At 44.1% G+C, this 20636-nt stretch carries 21 protein-coding genes; 9 read left to right on the forward strand and 12 right to left on the reverse strand.

The genetic code is table 11. The features are described from left to right. Window positions 1-13 precede the first annotated feature (13 nt). Complete coding sequence (locus F3J22_RS11250) at window positions 14-1276, reverse strand: 6-bladed beta-propeller (protein WP_167017129.1); 1263 nt, start codon at window positions 1274-1276, stop codon at window positions 14-16. 340 nt (window positions 1277-1616) lie between these two features. Between F3J22_RS11250 and F3J22_RS11255 the strand changes: the two genes are divergently transcribed. Together F3J22_RS11255 and F3J22_RS11260 are read left to right on the forward strand one after the other, a co-directional pair. Then, window positions 1617-2225 carry a hypothetical protein gene (locus tag F3J22_RS11255; protein ID WP_167017131.1) on the forward strand — a complete coding sequence of 203 codons (609 nt, stop codon included), beginning with the start codon at window positions 1617-1619 and terminating at the stop codon, window positions 2223-2225. A 114-nt stretch (window positions 2226-2339) separates the two neighbouring features. Beyond that, complete coding sequence (locus F3J22_RS11260) at window positions 2340-4025, forward strand: glycosyltransferase family 39 protein (RefSeq protein WP_167017133.1); 1686 nt, start codon at window positions 2340-2342, stop codon at window positions 4023-4025. A gap of 56 nt (window positions 4026-4081) precedes the next feature. Here the strand turns inward: F3J22_RS11260 and F3J22_RS30840 are convergent, their stop codons facing one another. The 4 genes from F3J22_RS30840 to F3J22_RS11280 form a co-directional block, all read right to left on the reverse strand. Next, entirely contained in the window at window positions 4082-4942 is an 861-nt protein-coding gene (locus F3J22_RS30840; protein WP_370459411.1) for a 2OG-Fe(II) oxygenase, read from the reverse strand. A 270-nt stretch (window positions 4943-5212) separates the two neighbouring features. Continuing rightward, on the reverse strand, window positions 5213-6262 hold the full coding sequence (locus F3J22_RS11270; protein ID WP_167017135.1) for an ankyrin repeat domain-containing protein: 1050 nt from the start codon (window positions 6260-6262) through the stop codon (window positions 5213-5215). Between the two features lie 3 nt (window positions 6263-6265). Further along, window positions 6266-6814 carry a hypothetical protein gene (locus F3J22_RS11275; protein WP_167017137.1) on the reverse strand — a complete coding sequence of 183 codons (549 nt, stop codon included), beginning with the start codon at window positions 6812-6814 and terminating at the stop codon, window positions 6266-6268. 30 nt (window positions 6815-6844) lie between these two features. After that, the gene (locus F3J22_RS11280; protein WP_167017139.1) at window positions 6845-7405 is read right to left on the reverse strand and encodes a hypothetical protein; all 561 of its coding nucleotides are present in this window, start codon (window positions 7403-7405) and stop codon (window positions 6845-6847) included. A gap of 108 nt (window positions 7406-7513) precedes the next feature. Between F3J22_RS11280 and F3J22_RS11285 the strand changes: the two genes are divergently transcribed. Further along, on the forward strand, window positions 7514-7900 hold the full coding sequence (locus F3J22_RS11285) for a DUF2750 domain-containing protein (protein ID WP_167017141.1): 387 nt from the start codon (window positions 7514-7516) through the stop codon (window positions 7898-7900). A gap of 49 nt (window positions 7901-7949) precedes the next feature. Here F3J22_RS11285 and F3J22_RS11290 read toward each other — a convergent pair whose 3' ends face one another. The 3 genes from F3J22_RS11290 to F3J22_RS11300 are packed head-to-tail and all read right to left on the reverse strand — an operon-like array spanning window position 7950 to window position 9859. Further along, window positions 7950-8876 carry a DMT family transporter gene (locus tag F3J22_RS11290; protein WP_205195183.1) on the reverse strand — a complete coding sequence of 309 codons (927 nt, stop codon included), beginning with the start codon at window positions 8874-8876 and terminating at the stop codon, window positions 7950-7952. Then, on the reverse strand, window positions 8873-9394 hold the full coding sequence (locus F3J22_RS11295) for a GNAT family N-acetyltransferase (RefSeq protein ID WP_167017143.1): 522 nt from the start codon (window positions 9392-9394) through the stop codon (window positions 8873-8875). Before F3J22_RS11295 ends, F3J22_RS11290 begins: the two co-directional genes overlap by 4 nt. Before the next feature lie 12 nt (window positions 9395-9406). Further along, window positions 9407-9859, reverse strand: a complete 453-nt coding sequence (locus F3J22_RS11300; protein WP_167017145.1) for a GNAT family N-acetyltransferase — start codon at window positions 9857-9859, stop codon at window positions 9407-9409. Between the two features lie 105 nt (window positions 9860-9964). On the opposite strand from F3J22_RS11300, the gene F3J22_RS11305 reads away from it, so the two are divergent. Further along, window positions 9965-10828: a LysR substrate-binding domain-containing protein gene (locus tag F3J22_RS11305; RefSeq protein ID WP_167017147.1), complete on the forward strand. Its 864-nt coding sequence runs from the start codon at window positions 9965-9967 to the stop codon at window positions 10826-10828. Window positions 10829-10854: 26 nt separating this feature from the next. Here F3J22_RS11305 and F3J22_RS11310 read toward each other — a convergent pair whose 3' ends face one another. Beyond that, entirely contained in the window at window positions 10855-11613 is a 759-nt protein-coding gene (locus F3J22_RS11310; protein WP_167017149.1) for a DeoR/GlpR family DNA-binding transcription regulator, read from the reverse strand. A gap of 53 nt (window positions 11614-11666) precedes the next feature. Here F3J22_RS11310 and nudK point away from each other — a divergent pair, with 53 nt between their 5' ends. Continuing rightward, the gene (gene nudK, locus F3J22_RS11315; protein WP_167017151.1) at window positions 11667-12245 is read left to right on the forward strand and encodes a GDP-mannose pyrophosphatase NudK; all 579 of its coding nucleotides are present in this window, start codon (window positions 11667-11669) and stop codon (window positions 12243-12245) included. A gap of 197 nt (window positions 12246-12442) precedes the next feature. Beyond that, on the forward strand, window positions 12443-14974 hold the full coding sequence (gene galB / locus F3J22_RS11320; protein WP_205195184.1) for a beta-galactosidase GalB: 2532 nt from the start codon (window positions 12443-12445) through the stop codon (window positions 14972-14974). Between the two features lie 90 nt (window positions 14975-15064). On the opposite strand, the gene F3J22_RS11325 is transcribed toward galB, so the two are convergent. Beyond that, window positions 15065-15541: a hypothetical protein gene (locus F3J22_RS11325; RefSeq protein WP_167017153.1), complete on the reverse strand. Its 477-nt coding sequence runs from the start codon at window positions 15539-15541 to the stop codon at window positions 15065-15067. 121 nt (window positions 15542-15662) lie between these two features. Between F3J22_RS11325 and F3J22_RS11330 the strand changes: the two genes are divergently transcribed. Together F3J22_RS11330 and F3J22_RS11335 are read left to right on the forward strand one after the other, a co-directional pair. After that, complete coding sequence (locus F3J22_RS11330) at window positions 15663-17090, forward strand: alpha/beta fold hydrolase (protein WP_167017155.1); 1428 nt, start codon at window positions 15663-15665, stop codon at window positions 17088-17090. 92 nt (window positions 17091-17182) lie between these two features. Beyond that, window positions 17183-18661, forward strand: a complete 1479-nt coding sequence (locus tag F3J22_RS11335; protein ID WP_167017157.1) for an alpha/beta hydrolase-fold protein — start codon at window positions 17183-17185, stop codon at window positions 18659-18661. 4 nt (window positions 18662-18665) lie between these two features. Here F3J22_RS11335 and F3J22_RS11340 read toward each other — a convergent pair whose 3' ends face one another. Then, complete coding sequence (locus F3J22_RS11340) at window positions 18666-19088, reverse strand: pyridoxamine 5'-phosphate oxidase family protein (RefSeq protein WP_167017159.1); 423 nt, start codon at window positions 19086-19088, stop codon at window positions 18666-18668. Between the two features lie 34 nt (window positions 19089-19122). Next, a complete protein-coding gene (locus F3J22_RS11345; RefSeq protein WP_167017161.1) occupies window positions 19123-19584 on the reverse strand; it encodes an Lrp/AsnC family transcriptional regulator in 462 nt (153 codons plus the stop codon). Window positions 19585-19733: 149 nt separating this feature from the next. Between F3J22_RS11345 and F3J22_RS11350 the strand changes: the two genes are divergently transcribed. After that, complete coding sequence (locus tag F3J22_RS11350) at window positions 19734-20636, forward strand: DMT family transporter (RefSeq protein ID WP_167017164.1); 903 nt, start codon at window positions 19734-19736, stop codon at window positions 20634-20636.

The following is a 20636-nucleotide window of genomic DNA, read 5'->3' on the forward strand; positions in this document are numbered from 1 at the left end:
ATGATAAGTATGATTACAACTCATTCTTTAATTTAAGCCGTACAATAACGGGGTTATCGTCTTTTCCTGATTTGGAGAAGTAGGCGGATAATTCGTCATTGTATTTAATATGCTTTTCCTGGTTGTTTTTATAAGCATCGAACATGCTGTGGCTGGTGAGCCAGGTATAAATATGTGTGCCATCACAGTAATTCAGACCAAAATGTATAAACTCATTTTCGTCGTACAGTGGTAGGTAGTAGGAAGAAATATCCGGAGAGATGTGCTGATATGCAATAAGATTACCTGATACGAGGTTTAGCATTAAAAAATTTTCTTTTCCATGCTCCATTAACCATAACCTGAATACCAGGTTATCCTTGACTTTATAGACATAACTCAGTTCGGCAATAATGTTTGGATGAGTTTGTGTGAATTTTATCCTCTTGGAATATAATTGGTTATTTGTTAAGAAGTCATTTGGCCATGACATGCTGGCCGGGAATACCATATGGTAATTCTGGACAATGGCATTGGGAGATATCGTGTAGATATCGTAGGTGTACGGTTTGGCGAAGAAACGGGTGGTGTCGTTGCCTGTGTAAAACAGCGGAGCCATTGGCGTATAACTGGCGTCAATACTTGCTTCTGCTTCACTATACGGAAATCCCGTCGCCGTAACAGCGCCGTCTTCTTTGGCATAACGGACTAATGATCTGGAATAAGGCCTGTAAAATTTGGAGTCTGGTTTGGTATCGCGGTAGGTGTCGTAACTAAGTACGGTATTCGCTGCAATATAATCAAACCAGAAGTTAAGTACGCCGGTGTTTTTCGGGTCATTATTTTCCTGAGTTCTGATAAAAGTGCCATCCAGGCTATAAAAGGAAAGTGTTTCAAAAAAATCATTACTGAATACTATTTCATGTCGCCATCTGTTGACCTGGAATTTAAGTATTGGCAGATCTTTCTTACCTTTTATTTTGGCGATGAACTTCCCTTGTTCCGTAAAGATCAGGATACAGTTTGTGGATGGGTCTAAGATTACATAGCGTCCATGAATGAGGATCAGCTGACCGATTTGGGCAAAATGACTTTCGGGAGTAGTTTCTAAAGGGATATATTTTATTTCCTCAAAAATATCAGCGGCATTGCCGCCATTGGCGCTCAAAGGATCCACTCTTAATGTCTGTACTTCGCTGGTATTTACGTTTACCTCTTTTAGCTGGGCAATAGCGGGTACCGACAGAAAGAGTGACAATGTGGAACTTAATATAGTATAGCGGATTGCATTCATCATGTGTAACTGCATTTGGGTATGGGGATTCGATTTAAATTTTAATTAGTAAAAAAGGTAGACAGTGTCAATAATTTATCTCCTGGTTGTTGGTAAGAGCGGTGCATTTTGACTTAACACAAGTTAATATCCTGCTGGTGACAATCAAAGTCCGGTATTGGAGCGTTGTAAGTGTAAATGGCCTGTTTACGGACATTTGAGGAGATCCTGTAGTACATTTAAAGTAGTGTTAAATGTGGAATAGGTATGCAGAAATTTATCTTGCCCTATTTAAGGTGTCGGGCCAACTGAATTTTATATTATTTTAATTGTCACATTTTATCTTAAAACCTATATCTCTAATATGACACTCAGAATATTTCTCCTATTCGCTTTAGTATTCGGAATGGCTTCCTGCGATAGTAACCGCCCGGAGAAGGTACCTCCGCCGCAGACTCCCCAAGCCCTGGAGGATAAGGGTAAATCATCCTATGAAATCTTGTCCAAAAGAGGGCCTGATGATTTGATTGAGAGCATTTATATGGAACTGGCAGAAAAAGACAGCACTTTAGCCAGGCTGGAAGAAGGGATGAAGGACCTTAACAGCAGCAAGGATGACTCAACGGCCTCATTTAGGGGGTATGATGATAAAATAGCGGCCTATTATCAATATGCTGCCAGGACTATGTCAGAAATGAAGGACACCGTGCTGCGGGATAAGTTAAAGGTAATGATGGCGGACAGTGAAAAACATTACAAAACCTTTAGTGCCAGGCATCATTCGTTAATGGATACCATTACCAGGAACGAGGACAGGATTTCAGACCTTTATATTATGGTAAAAGTAGTAAAGACTTTGCCCGTCATTGAAAAGTATCAACGGGATAAGCTGCCGGGTACAAAACAGCTGGAAGGGTTTATACATGCACAACGTCGGGTAATAAATCTGGAGGATTCGCTGGTTAACAAATAGGACGATGGTTCCTCCGGGTTGTTCGGTATAGCGTTTTGGTACAGATTTGATAATTTGTAATTGATAGTTAATGGATTTATATTTGTTCATTACTATCTTTTACACAATTGGCATATGCGTACAACCAAACTCTCGAGTATCCTATTGCTGACAGTGATTGCGGCGCTTTTCTTCATTCCTTTTCTCGGAAGGGTTCATCTATTTGACTGGGACGAAATAAATTTTGCTGAATGTTCCAGGGAAATGTTGAAACTGGATGATTATACCCGGATTTATGTCAATTTCAAGCCATTTTGGGAAAAACCGCCTATGTTTTTCTGGATGCAGAGCATATCCATGAAGATATTCGGCATCAATGAATTTGCAGCCCGTTTTCCGAACGCCTTATGCGGGATCGTAACGTTGGTGGTGCTGTACATATGTGGTACCCGGTTGTACGACAGGAAATTTGGTATCCTGTGGGCATTGGCTTTCGGAGGATCCCTGTTTCCCAATATGTATTTTAAGTCAGGTATTATTGACCCATGGTTTAATCTGTTTACCTTCTTATCACTCTATTATTTCATTCTGTACAACTGGAAGCGGAATGGATTTGAAAAAGAAGGGCTGGACAAAAAACCGGTATATTATACGGTATGGGCAGGTGTCTTTATGGGCCTGGCGATTCTTACCAAGGGGCAGGTGGCACTGATGGTGTTCCTGCTGGTGCTGGGATGTTATTTTGTATATAACAGGTTCAGGTTCTTTTTCAACTGGTGGCATGCGTTGTTGTTTCTGGTTGTTACCGCTTTGGTGACAGTAACCTGGTATGGGTATGAAACGGCAAAGAATGGTCCCTGGTTTATTACGGAATTCCTGAAATATCAGTACCGCCTGTTCACGACGCATGATGCCGGACAGGAAGGCTTTTTCGGCTATCATTTTGTGGTATTGCTCATCGGCTGTTTCCCGGCTTCTCTCTTTGCCATACCGGCTTTCTTTAAAGGCCGCTACAGCAGCAAGGCGGATAAAGATTTTAAGATCTGGATGCTGTTATTGTTCTGGGTGGTAACGATCCTGTTTACCATTGTACAATCGCGCATTATCCATTATTCTTCGCTGGCCTGGTTCCCGATCTCTTTCCTGGCTGCCTACACCTTTTATAAGTGGGATATTAAGGAAATGGATTATAAGAAATATGCAGGTATTTCTGCAAGTATCCTTGGAACAATCATTGGCGTGGTAATACTTGCGGTTGCAGTGATTGCTTTAAATATCAAACAACTGATTCCTTACGTTCATGATACTTTTGCACAGGCCAACATGGCGGCTGATGTGAAATGGAGCGGCTGGGAAGGTATTGTGGGTATACTGCTGCTGGTTGCGCTTGTCATAGGCTGGCGCCAGCTGAAGCAACAGCAATATTTAAAGGCGGCAGCTACCTATTTTGTAGGAACAGGAATCGTTATCTTCCTCGCAGCAGCGATCATCGTCCCTAAAGTAGAGAAATACTCACAGGCAGCAGCGATCGAATTTTTCGAGCAGCGACAGGGAGAGGATTGTTATGTTACCACATTGGGATACTGGAGCTATGGGCATTTCTTTTATACCCATAAAGAAAAGCCGACTAATCAGCACTCCTATGATGAGGCCTGGTTGTTAACAGGAAATATCGACAAACCGGTGTATTTTGTGACTAAGGTAGATAGGGTAGAGAATTATAAACAATATGATCAATTGAAAGAGCTATACCGGAAAAATGGTTTTGTGTTTTTGAAACGGGAGGTAGAAACGGGTAACAAGGTGCTCAGTCAGAAATAAACAAAGAAAAGGCGTCTCTGCAAAGTAGAGACGCCTTTTTTATTTTTAGTGGTTTCTTATTTCTTGCGTGAAAAGAAACGCAGGATTTTGCTGATGATTTTATCGTTAGACCCCAGCATACCTTTGATGTCTGTATAAACCGCCACCATGGTGTTATCCAGTTTCACCATAAATTTCTTCTTTTCTTCTCCCGGACGTGTCATATAGTGGGTAGCCCGACGGTATGGCTGCGCTTCTTCGGTATAATAGTAGAGCGCGATTGACCTTCTGTGTTTGTCTTCCGGACAGTTGGTAGGTTCCGGGTGACCGTGATAGGAATCGGCATCTGTATTGAATACTACGCAGCGGTTAAAGATGGGCAGTACTTTTCTTTCACATGCCTGCATCTGGGTATCCCATAATTCCAGTTTGCCGCCCCATTCTTCTTCCCAGTCGGGGTTGAGGTAAACGAGTACGTTTACACGACGTTGCCAGTTACGGTGGTGAGGGTGAACGGTGAAATCGGCATGGATATTCAGGAAGCCGCCTCTTTTAGACTGGTGTATGCCACCGCCTTCCATCATGTCGTCTTTCATGAGGCCTTCAATACCTGTCAGTTCACTGAGGAACGCCAGGAATTCAGGGGAATTCAGTTCGTTGATGGTTCGCTGGATGGTTGCCGGTAACAGGTCTTTGTTATTGAGTCCGGCTTTGTTTTCATTATAATGAACATAATTGATCCAGCCATCGCCTTCATTAAGTTTGTCAAACTCCCGCACACACTCTTTCAGGACATCGGGGTTGAGGAAGTTTTCCATTACAATGTGAGGATAAGGACTGGCACCCTGGTATTCGTTGCTAAGCGCAGGGAGCTGAGCTGTCCAATGGGCATAATCAAATAGTTGCACCTGATGTGCCGTTTCCGTGATGGTTTGCACTGTATTGTGTTTTAGAGAAATTGGAATTCAAAAGAAATCGGATAGAAATGGTTCCAATACCCTGGAGTTCAGCATTCATGTCACATGATGTGGCTTATTCTCATTTGGTTCTCTAAGGACTCCCGGGGGAATGTATAAATATATTGAAAATTGGAATTTAAATAAGTAATTTTTTTTGAGGCTTAACGGTTGCTTAACTTTTGGCCGGAAAAAATGGCTGAAAAGCGGACTAGTCTCACTCTTCAGGAGCGTGAAAAGAACCGTACCGGTTTAGCGTTTGTAACTGACATTTGGGAGACGTAGCGGCGTGGGGTTTGATTTGACCCAGTTTACAGCCAATTCACTTAACCGGGCGGTGTTTCCGGATTTTTTTATTACCTGTTCCACGAGTGCTTGCGTCTCAGTTAGTTCAGCTGGCGATAGCGGTGTGCCCTGGGATAGATAATCATTCAGTGCCTGTGCCATTTTTTTAAAATCGGCATCCCAGTTGATACCTCCATTGCCTTCCAGCTCGTTACCAATTCGCCCGGTAATGCGGATTACCTCGCCCTGGATGGAATCTGCGGCGCCACTTGAAGGTACCAATAATGTCCAGAGTTCCTCGTGTTGCTTTTGCCAGGTTGTTGCTGTTGTTGTAATGGGAGATATGCCATCGTGCAAAATGCGTTTGGGTATAGGTTTGGTGCCAAACAGAACATATAATTCCTGTAATGCATTACTATGTTCTTCTACAGATTCCCTGTTAAATTTTGCCCGGTGGAACTCAAACCTTTCCCCGATACGAGATACAGCAGCTTTCATCTCTTCGGTAATTTTAATACCTGCTTCCAGGTAGTTCCTGGAGATACTGGCTGTATGGATGATGTCAATATTATTACAGGTATTCAGGGCTACTTCCAAAGGTGTTTGCCCGGACTTATTCACTAATGTAGCTATCGCGCCGTGTTGCAGTAATATGGTGGTGTTTTTGGCATTATGCGCCTGAGCGGCGGCATGTAAGGGTGTACCGTTGCTGTCCGGATTGGCATTTACATCAGCTCCCAGCGTTATTAGGCTTTCAATATTCCCAAAATGGCTTCCTGCACGATTGTGCAATGGGGTATTTCCATAAAGATCAGGGGTATGGAGATCTGCTCCCTGTTGAATCAGCCATGCCGCCAGTTCATGTGGACAACCATCAAATGCCAGTGCGGTCTGTTTATTGTATCCGCCGGTCGCCTCCAGGGAACACTGATCAAAAATGGCAGTCAGTTCCTGCAGGCTTTTGGTTTTTAATTGTTCTTCAAAATCTTTGGGTAATGTTTTTCGTTTTGTTGCCATAGTTTATACCAAATTAAATAACCTTATACCATTAAGGAAATAATCTTTTTGTTGCATAGCAATTACAGGTGAGTTGCTGACCAGCTCACCTTTCTTGTCGAATACCGGTTCACTATATTCATTAACAAAATCAAAACTCACCATACTTTCCACGCATCTGATAATATTTTCATCGCATCCGGCATAGGCTGGTTCGATACTAAAAGGAATGCCGGTATCCTGTAGTAATTGGACAACCTGCTCAAATGTAATGTTTTGTTGCGGACGAAGGAACCAGGTGTCCAATTTCCAATGCTCGCCCTGATAATCAATCATATCAGCATGGTTGCTGCAATCTGATATCAGATGATCGTTTTGAATGCCAAATATCTTGCGGGTATCTGTCCGGAAGAAAAATTCGTACCATCCATATTGTATGATCTGTGTCTCACCACAATCTGTATAATCATAATTTTTTCCTAATTCCTGTATTACACTATCGATAGAGCTCCCCAGCGTAATGCTTCCCCAGTAGCCATTTATAATAAAATTTTTTAGGGAGATAAGTTGCATAGTATTTATTATTTTTAAAGAGCGATTGATTCACCAACCTATTGTCCGGTGTCGCCAGATAGCAACAATATTCGTATCTGCATGGTCTTCACCGGGATTGTTTTCATAAAGTCGATCCGATATCGAACATGCTTTTTCATAGTCACTGATCAGCCCATAATTATTTAATTCTGATGGCAGAAATGTTTCATCAAATCCGCTGCAGTTACTTAGTGCGCTGGTATCATAATAATCGTCCATCAGGTCATATCCGAGGAAGTCGTAGTTGTCCAGCTGAATCAGGGAACAATCTGATTCAGGTTGAATAACGACTGTTAACAGGTTGAAACGTTTATTCGTATCAGTTTTAGCTAATACATATTCAAGGGTTTTGAAACATCCCGTTTCAGCGTAGCCATTAAACACGAATTCCTTCCAATCATCATCATTGTCGCGGTCAGGCTCCACTAATACTTCATTCAGACAGGTATCCATAGAAACAAGTTCAGTGAGCTGGTATAGCCGGCTCCATTGAATGTACTTCGTCCAGGGGCTGTGGTCAGGTTCACTTTCTTTATCGAATCTTGCTCTGGCTGTATATAGAAACGTCATCATCAGGTAATTAAATCAGCTAAATATAAAGAAAGTTAAATGTTGTTTTTCCAGATTTTTTAATACCATTCTTCCGTTATTTTGCAGGTAAACCGATAGTAAGTGCTTATGAAGAAGATATCACAGCAAGAGTTGGAAAATGTCATTAAGCTGCCACCATACGAACGATACCAGTATACGATGAAATGGATTGCTGATGGGGAAGCTGTTTATGTGCTGGAAAATGATGATAATCTGGCGCTGGTAACAGTAGGAGAGGAAAAGGCAATACCTGTATGGAGTGCGGCGGAATATGCAAGCCTGTCAAACAATGGGGATTGGGCAGCCTTTGAGGTGATAGCCCTTTCACTGGAGGAATTTGAAGAACATCTGATACCGCTGATTGTAGAAAATAAATACCTGGTAAGTGTGTTTCCGGTAGATGCCAAAGCCGGATTTATAGTGACATTAGGCGAGTTTCTCCGCGACCTGGATGAAGAATTAAGTAACTATTAAAGTATAGATTGCATGCTCCATCGCCTTATGGGTACGGAGCATGCAATTGTTAATTGGCCATGGCGGTGGCCTCTTCCAGCGAACTGTCGTCTACTTTTCGTTTAGTCGTTTTTGTTATCTTCCTGAAGTTAACTTCTGAAATAATGGTGCCCAGGAAAATAAGGCATCCTCCCAGCAGCAGGCGCCATGTCAGACTTTCATCCAGGATGAAAATGGCCGCTATGGCGGCAAATACCGGTTCAAACAGATAGATAATCGCTACTTTTTCTGCCTTGATATATTTCTGTGCCATATTGGATACTGTATACATATAAGCTGTCGAAAACAGGGCACAGTAGCCTATTCCCATCCAGAAGGTATGGGTGGAAGGCATCCAGTTGGCAGAAGGGTCGAACAGGGCCCATACCGCTGCAATCCCGGTGCAGGTAGCAAACATGGGGATAATGGTAGGCAGGATGTTTTTTGTACTCGCGTATTTCTCTACCTGTATTAAATAAATTGCAAACCCACCAGCACCGATAATGGTAAAAAGATCACCCAGGCCAATAGCAAAATTTTCTTTCAGGGAGATGATCATCAGGCCTGCCAGCGCGATGAACGCTGCTGCCCATACTTTCAGGTCTACCGATGTTTTATAGAACACCAGTTTTATTACCGGAATAATGATCACTGAACTCCCTGCTATCAGGGCGCACTGCGATGCAGGGGTGCGTTTAATCCCCATCGTCTGGAAGATAATACCGAAGGCCAGCGGCAGCGCCAGCGAGGCACCGGCTGCGAAAACCTTTGGGGTGATCAGCTTCAGCTGCTTAGACAACGCAATAGACAGCGCTGTGGTGGCAAACAGAAAACGGTAGAAAAGGAAAGTTGAAGACGAAATATTTCCCATCGCCATTTTGGTAACGGGAAAAGAGATACCCCAAAAGGCGGTACCCAGTATCAGTAATAATATAAAGGTAGTCTTCCTGTTCATCATGCCAGTATTTTCTTCATCATGATATCTGTCTGAATGTCTTCTCCCAGTTTGAAGACGTGTGTATCAAAGGGTTCAAATCCGTTTTTCCTGTAAAAATTCAGGGCACGGTGGTTTTCTTCCCAAACGCCCAGCCATACAAAAGGCGCTTGTTCCTGCAAGGCTATCTCCAGGGCTTTCTCTACTAATATCTGACCTACTTTCCTGCCATGGTATTCACTGAGCACATAGATGCGTTCGATTTCATACGCGCTGTCGGCCTGTTCTTCCGTTTGAGCGGTGCCGGTATTCAGTTTCAGGTAACCAATTACCTGGTTTTCCAGTTGTGCAAAATAGAAGAAGGAGCCTGGAGTATTCACTTCTTTAGTCAGCTGTTCTATCGAAAATTTTTCTTCCAGGTATTGTGCCATATTTTCCTCAGAGGTATGAGGAGAGAAGGTTTCGAAGAATATCTTCCTGCCAATGGATTGCAGCGTAGGTACGTCCGCTGTGGTGATAGGTACGATCTGTATTGGTTCCATGATTGAAGTGAATTAATATAGCGGTAAGGTAAAGCGTACTTTGTTTTTGCCGATGCCTCCGATGCGTTTATAGAATCTGATGGCCCGTTCATTGAAGTCAGGAGTTTGCCACTGCATATTGACACAGTTGTTGCTATGTCCTACAGCCTGGATCTCATCCATCAGTATCCTGCCTATGCCCAGGTTCCTGTATGCCTCCTCAATGTAAAGGCAGTCCAGGTAAACAAACTGTTGGGCATCCCATGTAGAGAAGTCGAAGGTATAGGTAGCATAACCTATTACTTCATCATCCACAACAGCAACCAGGCATTTCAATGTCTTGTCGTTGCCAAACAATGCTTCGTGTAGCCGTTCTTTTTTGCCGTCTGGCGTATATGCTGCCTGTTCATATGCGGCATGTGCTGCACATAGTTGAATCAGTTTGTCCAGATCGGTTTCTTCGCAGGGCCTGATATGATAGCTCATCTTTGATCGCTTTTACTGTTTCTTTCTGCCACAAAGCTACTTCGGCTTTTAATGCTGAAAAATGCTATTTTTGAATGGAATGATGCAAAAAATGCATCAATTGGCATGACTATACAACAAATAGAATATTTTTTGCAATTGTCAGAGGAGCTGCACTACTGGCGGACATCCTACAAGGTCAACATTACGCAGTCTGTATTGAGCAGGCAGATCAAAGCACTGGAGGACGAGTTGCAGGTGACCCTGTTTAACAGATCCAACCGTAAGGTGGAGCTGACACCTGCCGGGAAGTTCCTGCAGCAGCAGTGGAAGCCATTGATCGATCAGGTGAATGCCTCGGCGCTCTATGCCCGTAAAATTCATAAAGGAGAGGGTGGAGATATTGTCATCAATCATCCCGGGTCGATTACCTATGATATTTTACCCGACGTTCTCGCGCGCGTAACGGCAGAATACCCGGAGATCAAGGTGGAACTGGTACAGATCAGGCATTCCCAGGAAATAGAGATGTTGAAGGCCTTTAAAATAGATTTATGTTATAGCAGACATAAGCACGAAGACGAGTTGCTGACCTCCGTGCTCATACGGCACGACAGCCTGGCGCTGATGGTACCTGCCGCCCATCCGATAGTTGCTGCAGCTGATATTACGCGGGAAACCTTGCAGCAGGAGCGTTTTATTCTCTCCACCTTTACAGATGGGGAAACCTTTGGTATGAAGATGGAAGAAGTGTTTTCTGCCTATGGGATTGACCCGGCGGTTCGTTTTGAGTCGGACTTTGGATCAGTGATCATGAGCCTGGTCAAAAAGGGTTTAGGCATTTCCGTTATACCATATTCTTATTCCCTGGCTAATTATCCGGGCGTCCGGTTTGTACCCTTACCATTTGAAGTGCCGCTGTACCTGATCTGGCGGAAGAATGAAGAAAACGAAGTGATAAGGAATGTCCTGGATATTTTAATAAAGTAGTTTTTTTATGTAGATGATGATGTTTGTTAATGAATGATTTTTACTGCCTTTCCTTTCAGCTGTGCGGCCTGCGTGGCGCTGAGTTCCTTGTCTGTCACCAGGGCTGTCAATACCGATAGCGGTGCAAATTTCAGGTAGCTATCCTTTCCGATTTTCGAGGAATCACACAATACATATAATTTGTCTGCGCTGCCGGCCATGGCAGTGCTGATGCCTGCTTCCTTTTCGCTGAAGGCGCTGAGCCCATTTTTCACCGACAGGCCATCCGTGCCGATAAAGGCTTTATCTGCGTGGTAGCTGTTGATATGTGCGATAGCTCTGTCGCCATGAATGGCTTTACGGCTGCCGTCCATTTCGCCGCCTGCAAGGTTTACCTGTATACCTGGTATGTCCATGAAAGCCGCTGCCACAGGCAGGGAGTTGGTAATGATACGTAAGGGAGAGATGTCTTTGAGGTGAGGGCACATGGTATATACGGTGCTGCCGCAATCCATAAAAATAGTATCACCAGGTTTTACCAGTGCTGCTGCCAGTTTGCCTATATGTTTTTTCCTGGAGACGCCTACGCTTTCTTTGTCATCAAAAGCGGTAAACGGATGTTTCTCCGGTGCTTTCATGGCGCCGCCATGCGTGCGTATCAGCAGTGCTTCATCGGCCAGCTGCTGTAAGTCCCTGCGGATGGTTACCGCCGAAATGCCCAGCTCATCTGCTATTTCCTGCACTTCCATGCTTTCCTTTCTGTCAAGGATTTTAAGAATCTTTCTTTTTCTCTCCGGATATCCCATTTTAATCTATATTTGATAAAAATAATCAAAATTGATCAAATTTAATCATTTATATGCAACCCGAAGTAAAAATAATTGCTAAAGAAGTCTTATCAGATAACTGGTACACACTGTATAAGGTAACCTACGACTATAAAACCAGAAATGCCGGATGGCAGACGCATACACGCGAAGCCTATGACCGCGGCAATGGTGCCGTGATCCTGCTGTACAACCCCGCCAACAGCCACGTTATCCTGACGAATCAATTCCGCCTGCCTTCCTTTATCAACGGAAACCCCAGCGGTATGCTGATAGAGGCCTGCGCAGGATTACTGGATGAAAACGAGCCGGAAGACTGTATCCGCAGAGAGGCCGAAGAAGAAACCGGTTTCCGTATTCATGATGTGCGCAAAATATTTGAGGCGTATATGTCGCCGGGATCTGTAACCGAGGTGCTGCACTTTTTTGTGGCGGAATATAGTCCGGCAATGAAAATCAGCGATGGGGGCGGACTGGAGCATGAACAGGAAGAGATAGAAGTAATGGAACTGCACATAGATAAAGCGATGGATATGATAGCCAATGGTGAGATAAAAGATGGAAAGACGATTATGTTATTACAGTATGTGAAGCTGCAGGGTTTGGTGTAATTAAACTTCCCGCTATACCTGAACCCTTTATTATGCTATGTTTCCGGCTAATATAGCACCGGAATCCGACAATTAACGACTAGCTAAAACAGGAAAATAGTAGGAAATTGAGCGCAGTTGTGTTGGTTGAATGTTGGTGGCGCCAGTCACCAGCTACTATGGCTGTTTGCAGTGAACATTATAATGTTATATAGCATATGTTTAGGAAAATTTGTTGTGTTGCCGGAATGCTGTTGGCCGGTTTTTTTGCCAGCGGCCAATCTGCTATTGTAAGAGAAGGGAATAGCCAGGCAGAAAAGTTTGATGATAACTGGCGCTTTGCCCGATTTGGCTTGCAGCCGGAAGGCACCAGGCTGGAAGAACCTGCTGGTATAGAAGCCTTTGATTACGCTGATAATAGCTGGCAGCCCCTTACCTTACCGCACGATTGGGCTATAGCCGGCCCTTTCAGGATAGAGCTGTCAGGAAAAACCGGAAAGTTACCCTGGAAAGGAATCGGCTGGTATCGTAAGGATTTCACACTACCATTAACAGATACGGATAAACGAATATTCCTCGATTTTGACGGCGCCATGGCCTATGCCAAAATATGGGTGAATGGACAATATGTAGGTACCTGGCCTTACGGCTACAGCTCTTTCCGCATGGATATTACACCCTACATTCATGCCGGTAAAAAGAATGTGGTAGCGGTAAGACTCGATACTGAAAACTGGGATTCGAGGTGGTATCCCGGCGCCGGTATCTACAGGCACGTATGGCTGGTGAAAACAAATGCGGTACACGTTTCGCACTGGGGTACCTACATCACTACTGCTGATACCACCGGTGGTAATGCCAACGTTAGCCTGAAGGTAAACGTTGCCAATAACGGTAATGCATCAACGAAAGCATTTGTACAAACCGCCATATATGAATCGGCAGACGGAAAAAAGATCGGCAAAAAGATAGCAACAGGTAGTAATTTGCCACTGCAATTGAACGCAAATGATTCAATGGATGTGGCTTCCAGTATCCTGATCAGACAGCCGCAACGCTGGACCCTGGAGCATCCGCATTTATACATTGCCCAGACAATAGTAACGGATGATAAGGGAACCAGGGATGTATTCAATACTGTATTTGGAATCAGGAAGATTGAATTTACGGCACATAACGGATTTCTGTTGAATGGAAAGCGGGTTGAATTTAAAGGTGTATGCCTGCATCATGATATGGGTTCCATTGGTGCAGCGATCAACAATACCGCTTTAAGACGTCAGCTGACAATCCTTAAAAGTATGGGTTGCAATGCTATCCGTACTTCCCATAACCCTCCTGCCCCTGAACTGCTGGCGCTGGCGGATGAAATGGGCTTCCTGGTTTGGGATGAGGCCTTTGATGTGTGGTTGCACAAAAAACTCAAAAACGATTATAATAAACTGTTCAATGAATGGCATGAAAGAGACCTGCAGGCGTTGGTACACCGCGACCGCAACCATCCAAGTGTTGTCATCTGGTCGGTAGGCAACGAAGTAATGGACCAGCGCGATACCGCTATGACGAAAATGCTGGCAGATATTGTTAAAAAAGAAGACCCTACCAGGCCGGTATCCAATGCCTACAACGATCCGGATGGTGGCAGGGAAAGTGGTGCTGCCACTGCACTTGGCCTCATGGGTGTGAACTACTTCTTCGGACGCCAGGCAGAATGGGACAAAGATCCACGCTACCAGGATATGCCCACCATCGGTAGCGAAACTTCTTCCTGTGTAAGTTCAAGAGGGGAATATTTCTTCCATAACCAAAAATTCAACAACTGGCAGGTATCTTCCTATGATAATGCCTGGCCTGGCTGGGGATGCTCTCCGGATACACAGTTCAGGATTCTGCATAAAAATCCCCGCTTACTGGGTGAATTCGTCTGGACAGGATTTGATTACCTGGGAGAACCTACGCCATTTAATTCTGACGAAACAAATCTGCTGAACTTCAGAACAGATACCTCCAAAAGAAAAGAATTGCAGCAGGCATTGGAAGAATTGCAGAAAAAAAATCCTCCTTCCCGCAGCAGCTATTTCGGTATCCTTGATTTATGCGGATTTCCCAAAGACAGATTTTACAGCTATCAGGCGCAGTGGCGTCCGGAAATGCCAATGGCACATTTACTGCCGCATTGGAACTGGCCTGAAAGAGTGGATTCTATCGTTCCCGTTCAGGTTTATACCTCCGGCGATCAGGCAGAATTATTCCTGAATGGTAAAAGTCAGGGGATCCGTAAAAAGAGAGCAGGAGAGGATTTCAGGATGGTTTGGGACAGCGTGAAGTATGCACCTGGTGTCATCCATGTGGTGACTTATAAGAACGGAAAGATTTGGGCAAATGATACCATTCGTACCACAGGCAAGGCAGAGAAAATTATGCTAAAGCCGGAAACCCGCAGTATTAAGGCCGATGGTGAAGACTTATGCTATATTACCGTGCAGGTGAGTGATGCTAAAGGAAATATGGTACCACGATCCAATCCGGCATTGACATTCCAGTTAGAAGGACCTGGTGAAATTGTGGCAACAGATAACGGTGATGCTACTTCTCTAATTTCTTTTAAAAGCCTTACCAGGCCGGCTTATAACGGATTGGCACAGGTGATTGTCAAAGCGGCTAAGAATGCCAGCGGCCAGCTGAAAGTGAAGGTAAGCAGCGCAGATGGTATAGCAGGTGCGGCTGTGGTGATTCCTATTAACCACTAATAATATATCTAAATATTTAGCAAACAGAAAGCAATCTTTTACGGGATTGCTTTCTGTTTTTATCCGGGGCCCAGGAAACCAGCGATGCATTCAAAGCCAATAGTACGAGTTCCGCGAATAATATTCGTCTAACGAATCATAATCGCCCGACTCCACACAACCTGTAGTATAGAACAGCGCATCAGCAGCTTCTTCTGAATTTACTGTTTTTAGAAAGTCGATGGTAGGCTGTGCGCCCATAAATGCGATTAATTGACCATCGATATAGCAATAGGAATCAAAGTCTGTTCGCTTGGCTTTCCAGATCAGCAGGCAGTCTTCTACCTGTTTGTGTTGACCTAAAATATAGCAGGCAAGCATGAGGTCATCGCCTGAAACTAAATTATCAGGGTCCTTTCTTAACTCAATTAATCTATTCAGTAGTGCTAAGGCAAAATTTCTGTTTTTATGTGTCTTGAAATAGTCGAATAATAACTGCCGCAGTGGCTCCTCGCAGACTTCTTTAGCCTCAGCTGCCGTAAGGGTATTTGTTTGTTGATAGCGGTTGATAAAATCTTCTATGCTCATAGTATGGGTGAATATTGGATTTATTAGCGTTAAAGCTAAAAATTATTCTCCGGATTATGCAACCATGGCTAAATTTGGGTGTCTTTAGCAATATCGGAAATTTATTAATTGCTTATTAAATATGAAACCGGTTTTCCTCCTGTATTTCGCTTTCATCGCCTGCATCCCTGCGGCAGTGGCCCGGCAAAAGGCCACGATTGTTCCCGGCGCCTGTCTTGTTGCTATCGACAGCAGTTTCAAAACCCACTGCGGCTACCTGGTAGTGCCGGAAAACAGAAGTAAGAAAAATGGAAAAACCATTCAGTTACCTTTTGTTATCGTGGAAAGTAAGAATCCGGATAAGAGAAAAGATCCACTGTTGTTTACCAGCGGTGGCCCTGGCACCAGCTCAATAAGATGGGCTACAGGGATTTCCAAAAGCACCATCATCAACGATAGGGATTGTATCGCCTTTGAGCAACGCGGTACGCATTTCGCCATACCCAACACAGAAGGGCCGGAGCTGGGCGACGCCATGAAAATGGCTTATCGTAAAAACCTCAATAAAGACAGTATGATGCTGGAAGGGGTAAAGCGCTACCGTAAAGGACTGGAGGCGAAAGGTATAGACCTGGAAGCCTATAATACAGACGAATCCGTTGCAGATATTCATGATTTCCTAACCGCCCTGAAAATCGATTCGGTAAACCTTTTTGGTATTTCCTATAGTGGTGGCCTCATGATGGCGGTACTAAAAGAAGATTCGTCACGTATCCGCTCTGTCATACTTAATTCGCCTTTGCCCATGTTTGTACCCATCGATGAAGATGAGCCGGCCAATTTCAATGAGGCGTTGAATATCCTGTTTAGTCACTGCGAAAAAGACTCTGCTGATCAGGTACGTTATGGTAACCTGAAAAACCGCTTTCAGCAATATTTCAATGATATCGCTGATAAAAAATTCTACATAAAATACCTGGAAGAAGGTACAAAAGACAGCCTGAATATTGCCTACGACCGCAATGACTTATTCGATGTCATACAGGATGCTTTCGGCGGCCCGGTTGCCGCAGTACCTTATGTTATTACCGATATCATCAGCGGCCGCCATGCGGCTTACATCAAACCCCTGCTGGACAGGTTGTTTAAATATGGGAAAGGCCCTAACGGTATGCGTATTTCTGCGTATTGCGCGGATCAATACAACTATCACAATGAAAAGGTGGTGCAGAGCATTTATAACGCTTACCCCTATATGAAAGGCTACCACATCAATGATGTATACAATGCAGTATGCGATTGCTGGAAATATAAACCGGTGAAGCCGGCTACAAAAACCGCTTTTTATACTACCAGGTACGCACTGCTGGCCGATGGAGAAATGGATAATGCCTGTCGTCCGCTATACATAGATATGATTCGGCATTATATGCCTAACAGCTACCGGCTGCTGTTTACCAAACGCGCACATGGTGTGGGCGGACCGGAATTCATGCCTATCCTGCGGGAATTCCTGAATAATCCTGCAAAGCTGCCGGTATCAGGGAGTCCGGATGTGATCGTGTATTAAGCCTGGGGAGGGAATACTTGACAATTACATATATTTTCATTAATATTAGATGATACTTGACGTTCCCCAACTATGCCTTAATTGTTCTTTTTATGAAACCACTGTATCTCTTTGGTTTATGCTTCTTTATCCTGGCTAATAACTGCCTGCTGGCGCAAGAACGGCCGGATTCTGTTTTCTCTGCTACATTAAATGAACAAAGATATCTGCAGGTATATCTTCCTCACGATTACGACACTACGAAAAGGTATGACGTTTTGTATGTATTGGATGGTGAGATGTTGGTAAGATTTGTACCGCCTGTTGTTGCTTTTGAGGAGGAGAATGAGTTGATGCCACCGGTTATTATAGTGGGTATAAAGAATAATTACTGGTATAACATAGGCCAGGATAGCCGGGAGCGGGATCTGCTGCCCGCCAATGCTGCAGATAAATTTTTAAACTTTATAGGAAAAGAGTTGGTGCCTTATGTTAATCAGCACTATGCAACGAGTGGAAGTAACATACTCTTCGGACACTCTTATGCCGGCCTGTTTGTCGTTTATTCCTTTCTTACCCAAACTTCATTATTCAATCATTATATTGCGTCAGACCCTTCTTTATGGTGGAACGATGGCGCCGTATTGCAATTGGCGAGGCAACGCCTGCCGCAAATGCGCGATACGTCCACTTTGTTTGCAGGCGGCAGGAATGGTGCTATCGGCGAATCATTCGGGATCAGTGATTTTGATAGCCTGCTGACTAAAATGAGTCCGCAGATCCGCCGGCAGGTGGTGTTTAATGAAGATGAACACCATGGGTCTGTCAGACTGAAAAACATGTACGACGGATTGAAATTTACTTATTTCGGTTATAGTTCTTTTATGCTGGATTTCTTCCCGATGGGCGGAATAATACAGCCGCATGATGCCATACCTGTCTATCTGTATTCTACTTATTTAAATATCAATCCCGGCATCAGGTATACTACTGATGGCACTGTTCCAACAATGCATTCACCGCGCTATGATTACGGCCTTAAAGTGAAAGCGCCGTCAGTGCTGATGTTGAAGCAGTTTTCCAATTACGGTCCTGATAAAACTGCAAGTGCCAGGTTCAGTATAGGTAAAATGTTTCCGGCAGAAAAAATAGAAGGACTGCAACCCGGTGGTATGAATTATCAATGCTACCAGGATAGCGCAGGAGAACGCCGGTTACTTGCAAGCGGCTTACTGGTAAAGGATTTTCAGCCACCATTCAAAGTTGCCGGCCATGTTATCTGTGATGAAACAGGATGGTTTAAAGCAGATAAAACCGGTTACTATACCGTGTTGCTGGAGGCTGGTACCAGTTGCAGCTTAAGTGTGGATAAACAGCTGCTCATCAGTATCGACGCTGCAAAAGATGGCCTCAGTAGTAAATCGTTTGCGGTGCCGCTGGCAGCGGGATATCATCGTATTGCACTGGAGTTTTTATGTAAGGAGAAAGATAATAATATCTCCCTGAGTATGCTGAGACCACCAAAAGTACCATCGCTGGCACATCTGCCAGAAGCGTTGTTACTCAAAGATGTATATTATTCCACGCACTGACATTTTATTTCAGGTCCCATTCCTGCACAGGATTATTCAATTCATTGAAATTGCTGTACCTGATCCAGTGTGGTGTGATCACGAAATGCACCAGGTCTGGCCAGGTATCTGCCCGTTGCCGGGCATCGTGGAAGGTATGGAAATAAATATCTTTCAGCGGATGTGCCTCGCCGGAAGGTAACAGGCTGGCAATGCCTTCCAGCTGTACCGTGGTTTCATTATCCCAGCCAATAACCACAGCAATATTGGCGTTCGCGATGAGGTTAATGTATTTGCGTGAACTGCTTACCGTATCGAAAATCAGTTCCAGCTGCGGAGATACGGCAATGCCTACCACGGCCGACTGTGGCATGCCTGCACTGCTGACAGACGAAACGACCGCCAGGTGCTGCGATTGGAGATAATGATAGAGTGCTTCCGTTGTCATGACCTGCAATTAATGGGATGATGAAGTGAATGACTCAGAATGGTAATGCCGTCGTCTGTTTAACATAGCGCATTACAAATGAGCTCTGGATTTTGCTGATGTGTGGAATGGCAGATAGTTTTTTGGTAACAAAGTCATTGTATGCTTCCGGATCTTTCGTTACTACTTTCAGGATTACATCAAAGATACCGCCAGTTACATAAGCTTCCATTATTTCTTCCAGGCCCTTGATTTTTTCCAGGAACTCATCCACATATTCAATACGTTGCGTATTCAATGAAACGTTGACGATCACGAAAAAGTTGAGCCCTACTTTTTTGTGATCAATGAGTGCAACATAATCTTTGATATAGCCTTCTGCTTCCAGTTTCTTTATTTTCTCATATACGGAGCTGCGGGAGATATTCAGTTGCTTCATTATCTCCGCAATATCAAATCTGGAGTTTGATTGAAGTATCCTTAGCAGTGCAAGGTCTTGTTCATGAAGTGTTTGCATGGATTTTTTCCGGGAAATGGTGAGAAAATCTGGATTGTCCTGTATTTATTCCAAAAATATAGCTTTTATGTGGATGATATCTGTATTTTATTGACATTGATCGTATTTATTATGGATGTATCTAGTTTTGGCAGATAATATCCAAAATAATGAACAGATATGTTTTGTTGGTAGCCTTGGGGGCAGTTTGCTATGGCACCCTGACATCCTTCGCAAAAATCGCGTATGGCGAAGGTTACCTTGCGGGAGAGATTACCTTTGCACAGGCAAGCCTGGGCGCTATTTTACTCTGGTTGCTGGCATTGCTGGCCAATATCAAAGCAGGCAAAAAGGGCCTGGCATTCGATTATAAACTGATCTTAGCCGGGGCTACCATGGGATGCTCTGCCTATTGCTTTTATCTCTCGGTAAGCTATATACCTGTTTCACTGGCCATCGTATTGTTAATGCAGGTTTCATGGATCAGCGCACTGGCAGAATACCTGGTGTTCAAAAAGCCGGTATCAGGCGTGCAGCTGGCCGCCATGGCAGGAATCATTGCCGGAACGGTACTGGCTGGAGATATTATTCATCTTCAATCATTACATATTTCTGTTGTTGGTGTAGTACTGGCACTTGCAGGAGCGTGCTTTTACACGATGTATGTACTGTGTACGAGCAAACTGGGGAATAATCTCTCTAAACTTGAAAAAAGTGCGCTCATGACAACAGGCTCTGCTTTAATGATCCTGCTGATCAATCTGCCTGCGCTGAAAGGCAACGTACACCTCGATGCTGGTTTGCTGAAATGGGGGCTATATCTGGCTGTATTCGGAACAGTAATACCACCTATCTGTTTTACTACCGGCATGCCTAAAATAGGGCCGGCATTAAGTGCAGTGCTCCTGACGCTGGAGTTGCCATCTGTGGTATTGAGCGCACACCTCATTTTGCATGAGCCGGTAACACTGCTCCAGATCCTGGGTATATTACTAATGATGGGCGCCATCATTTTTCTTAATCTCCCGAAGGATAAAAGCTATGCCGACAAGGTAGTGCTATCAACAGAATAA

Source organism: Chitinophaga sp. Cy-1792, from assembly GCF_011752935.1.
Taxonomy (GTDB): domain Bacteria; phylum Bacteroidota; class Bacteroidia; order Chitinophagales; family Chitinophagaceae; genus Chitinophaga.

What these genes read in the sequence shown, in the direction of transcription:
- F3J22_RS11345 (WP_167017161.1), bottom strand. Translation starts at nt 19,584, where the DNA reads ATGCAAACACTTCATGAACAAGACCTTGCACTGCTAAGGATACTTCAA.
- F3J22_RS11260 (WP_167017133.1), top strand. Translation starts at nt 2,340, where the DNA reads ATGCGTACAACCAAACTCTCGAGTATCCTATTGCTGACAGTGATTGCG.
- F3J22_RS11325 (WP_167017153.1), bottom strand. Translation starts at nt 15,541, where the DNA reads ATGAGCATAGAAGATTTTATCAACCGCTATCAACAAACAAATACCCTT.
- galB (WP_205195184.1), top strand. Translation starts at nt 12,443, where the DNA reads ATGTTTAGGAAAATTTGTTGTGTTGCCGGAATGCTGTTGGCCGGTTTT.
- F3J22_RS11250 (WP_167017129.1), bottom strand. Translation starts at nt 1,276, where the DNA reads ATGATGAATGCAATCCGCTATACTATATTAAGTTCCACATTGTCACTC.
- F3J22_RS11310 (WP_167017149.1), bottom strand. Translation starts at nt 11,613, where the DNA reads ATGGGATATCCGGAGAGAAAAAGAAAGATTCTTAAAATCCTTGACAGA.
- F3J22_RS11270 (WP_167017135.1), bottom strand. Translation starts at nt 6,262, where the DNA reads ATGGCAACAAAACGAAAAACATTACCCAAAGATTTTGAAGAACAATTA.
- F3J22_RS11295 (WP_167017143.1), bottom strand. Translation starts at nt 9,394, where the DNA reads ATGGAACCAATACAGATCGTACCTATCACCACAGCGGACGTACCTACG.
- F3J22_RS11340 (WP_167017159.1), bottom strand. Translation starts at nt 19,088, where the DNA reads ATGACAACGGAAGCACTCTATCATTATCTCCAATCGCAGCACCTGGCG.
- F3J22_RS11330 (WP_167017155.1), top strand. Translation starts at nt 15,663, where the DNA reads ATGAAACCGGTTTTCCTCCTGTATTTCGCTTTCATCGCCTGCATCCCT.
- F3J22_RS11350 (WP_167017164.1), top strand. Translation starts at nt 19,734, where the DNA reads ATGAACAGATATGTTTTGTTGGTAGCCTTGGGGGCAGTTTGCTATGGC.
- F3J22_RS11290 (WP_205195183.1), bottom strand. Translation starts at nt 8,876, where the DNA reads ATGATGAACAGGAAGACTACCTTTATATTATTACTGATACTGGGTACC.
- F3J22_RS11275 (WP_167017137.1), bottom strand. Translation starts at nt 6,814, where the DNA reads ATGCAACTTATCTCCCTAAAAAATTTTATTATAAATGGCTACTGGGGA.
- F3J22_RS11305 (WP_167017147.1), top strand. Translation starts at nt 9,965, where the DNA reads ATGACTATACAACAAATAGAATATTTTTTGCAATTGTCAGAGGAGCTG.
- F3J22_RS11335 (WP_167017157.1), top strand. Translation starts at nt 17,183, where the DNA reads ATGAAACCACTGTATCTCTTTGGTTTATGCTTCTTTATCCTGGCTAAT.
- F3J22_RS11280 (WP_167017139.1), bottom strand. Translation starts at nt 7,405, where the DNA reads ATGACGTTTCTATATACAGCCAGAGCAAGATTCGATAAAGAAAGTGAA.
- F3J22_RS11255 (WP_167017131.1), top strand. Translation starts at nt 1,617, where the DNA reads ATGACACTCAGAATATTTCTCCTATTCGCTTTAGTATTCGGAATGGCT.
- nudK (WP_167017151.1), top strand. Translation starts at nt 11,667, where the DNA reads ATGCAACCCGAAGTAAAAATAATTGCTAAAGAAGTCTTATCAGATAAC.
- F3J22_RS11300 (WP_167017145.1), bottom strand. Translation starts at nt 9,859, where the DNA reads ATGAGCTATCATATCAGGCCCTGCGAAGAAACCGATCTGGACAAACTG.
- F3J22_RS11285 (WP_167017141.1), top strand. Translation starts at nt 7,514, where the DNA reads ATGAAGAAGATATCACAGCAAGAGTTGGAAAATGTCATTAAGCTGCCA.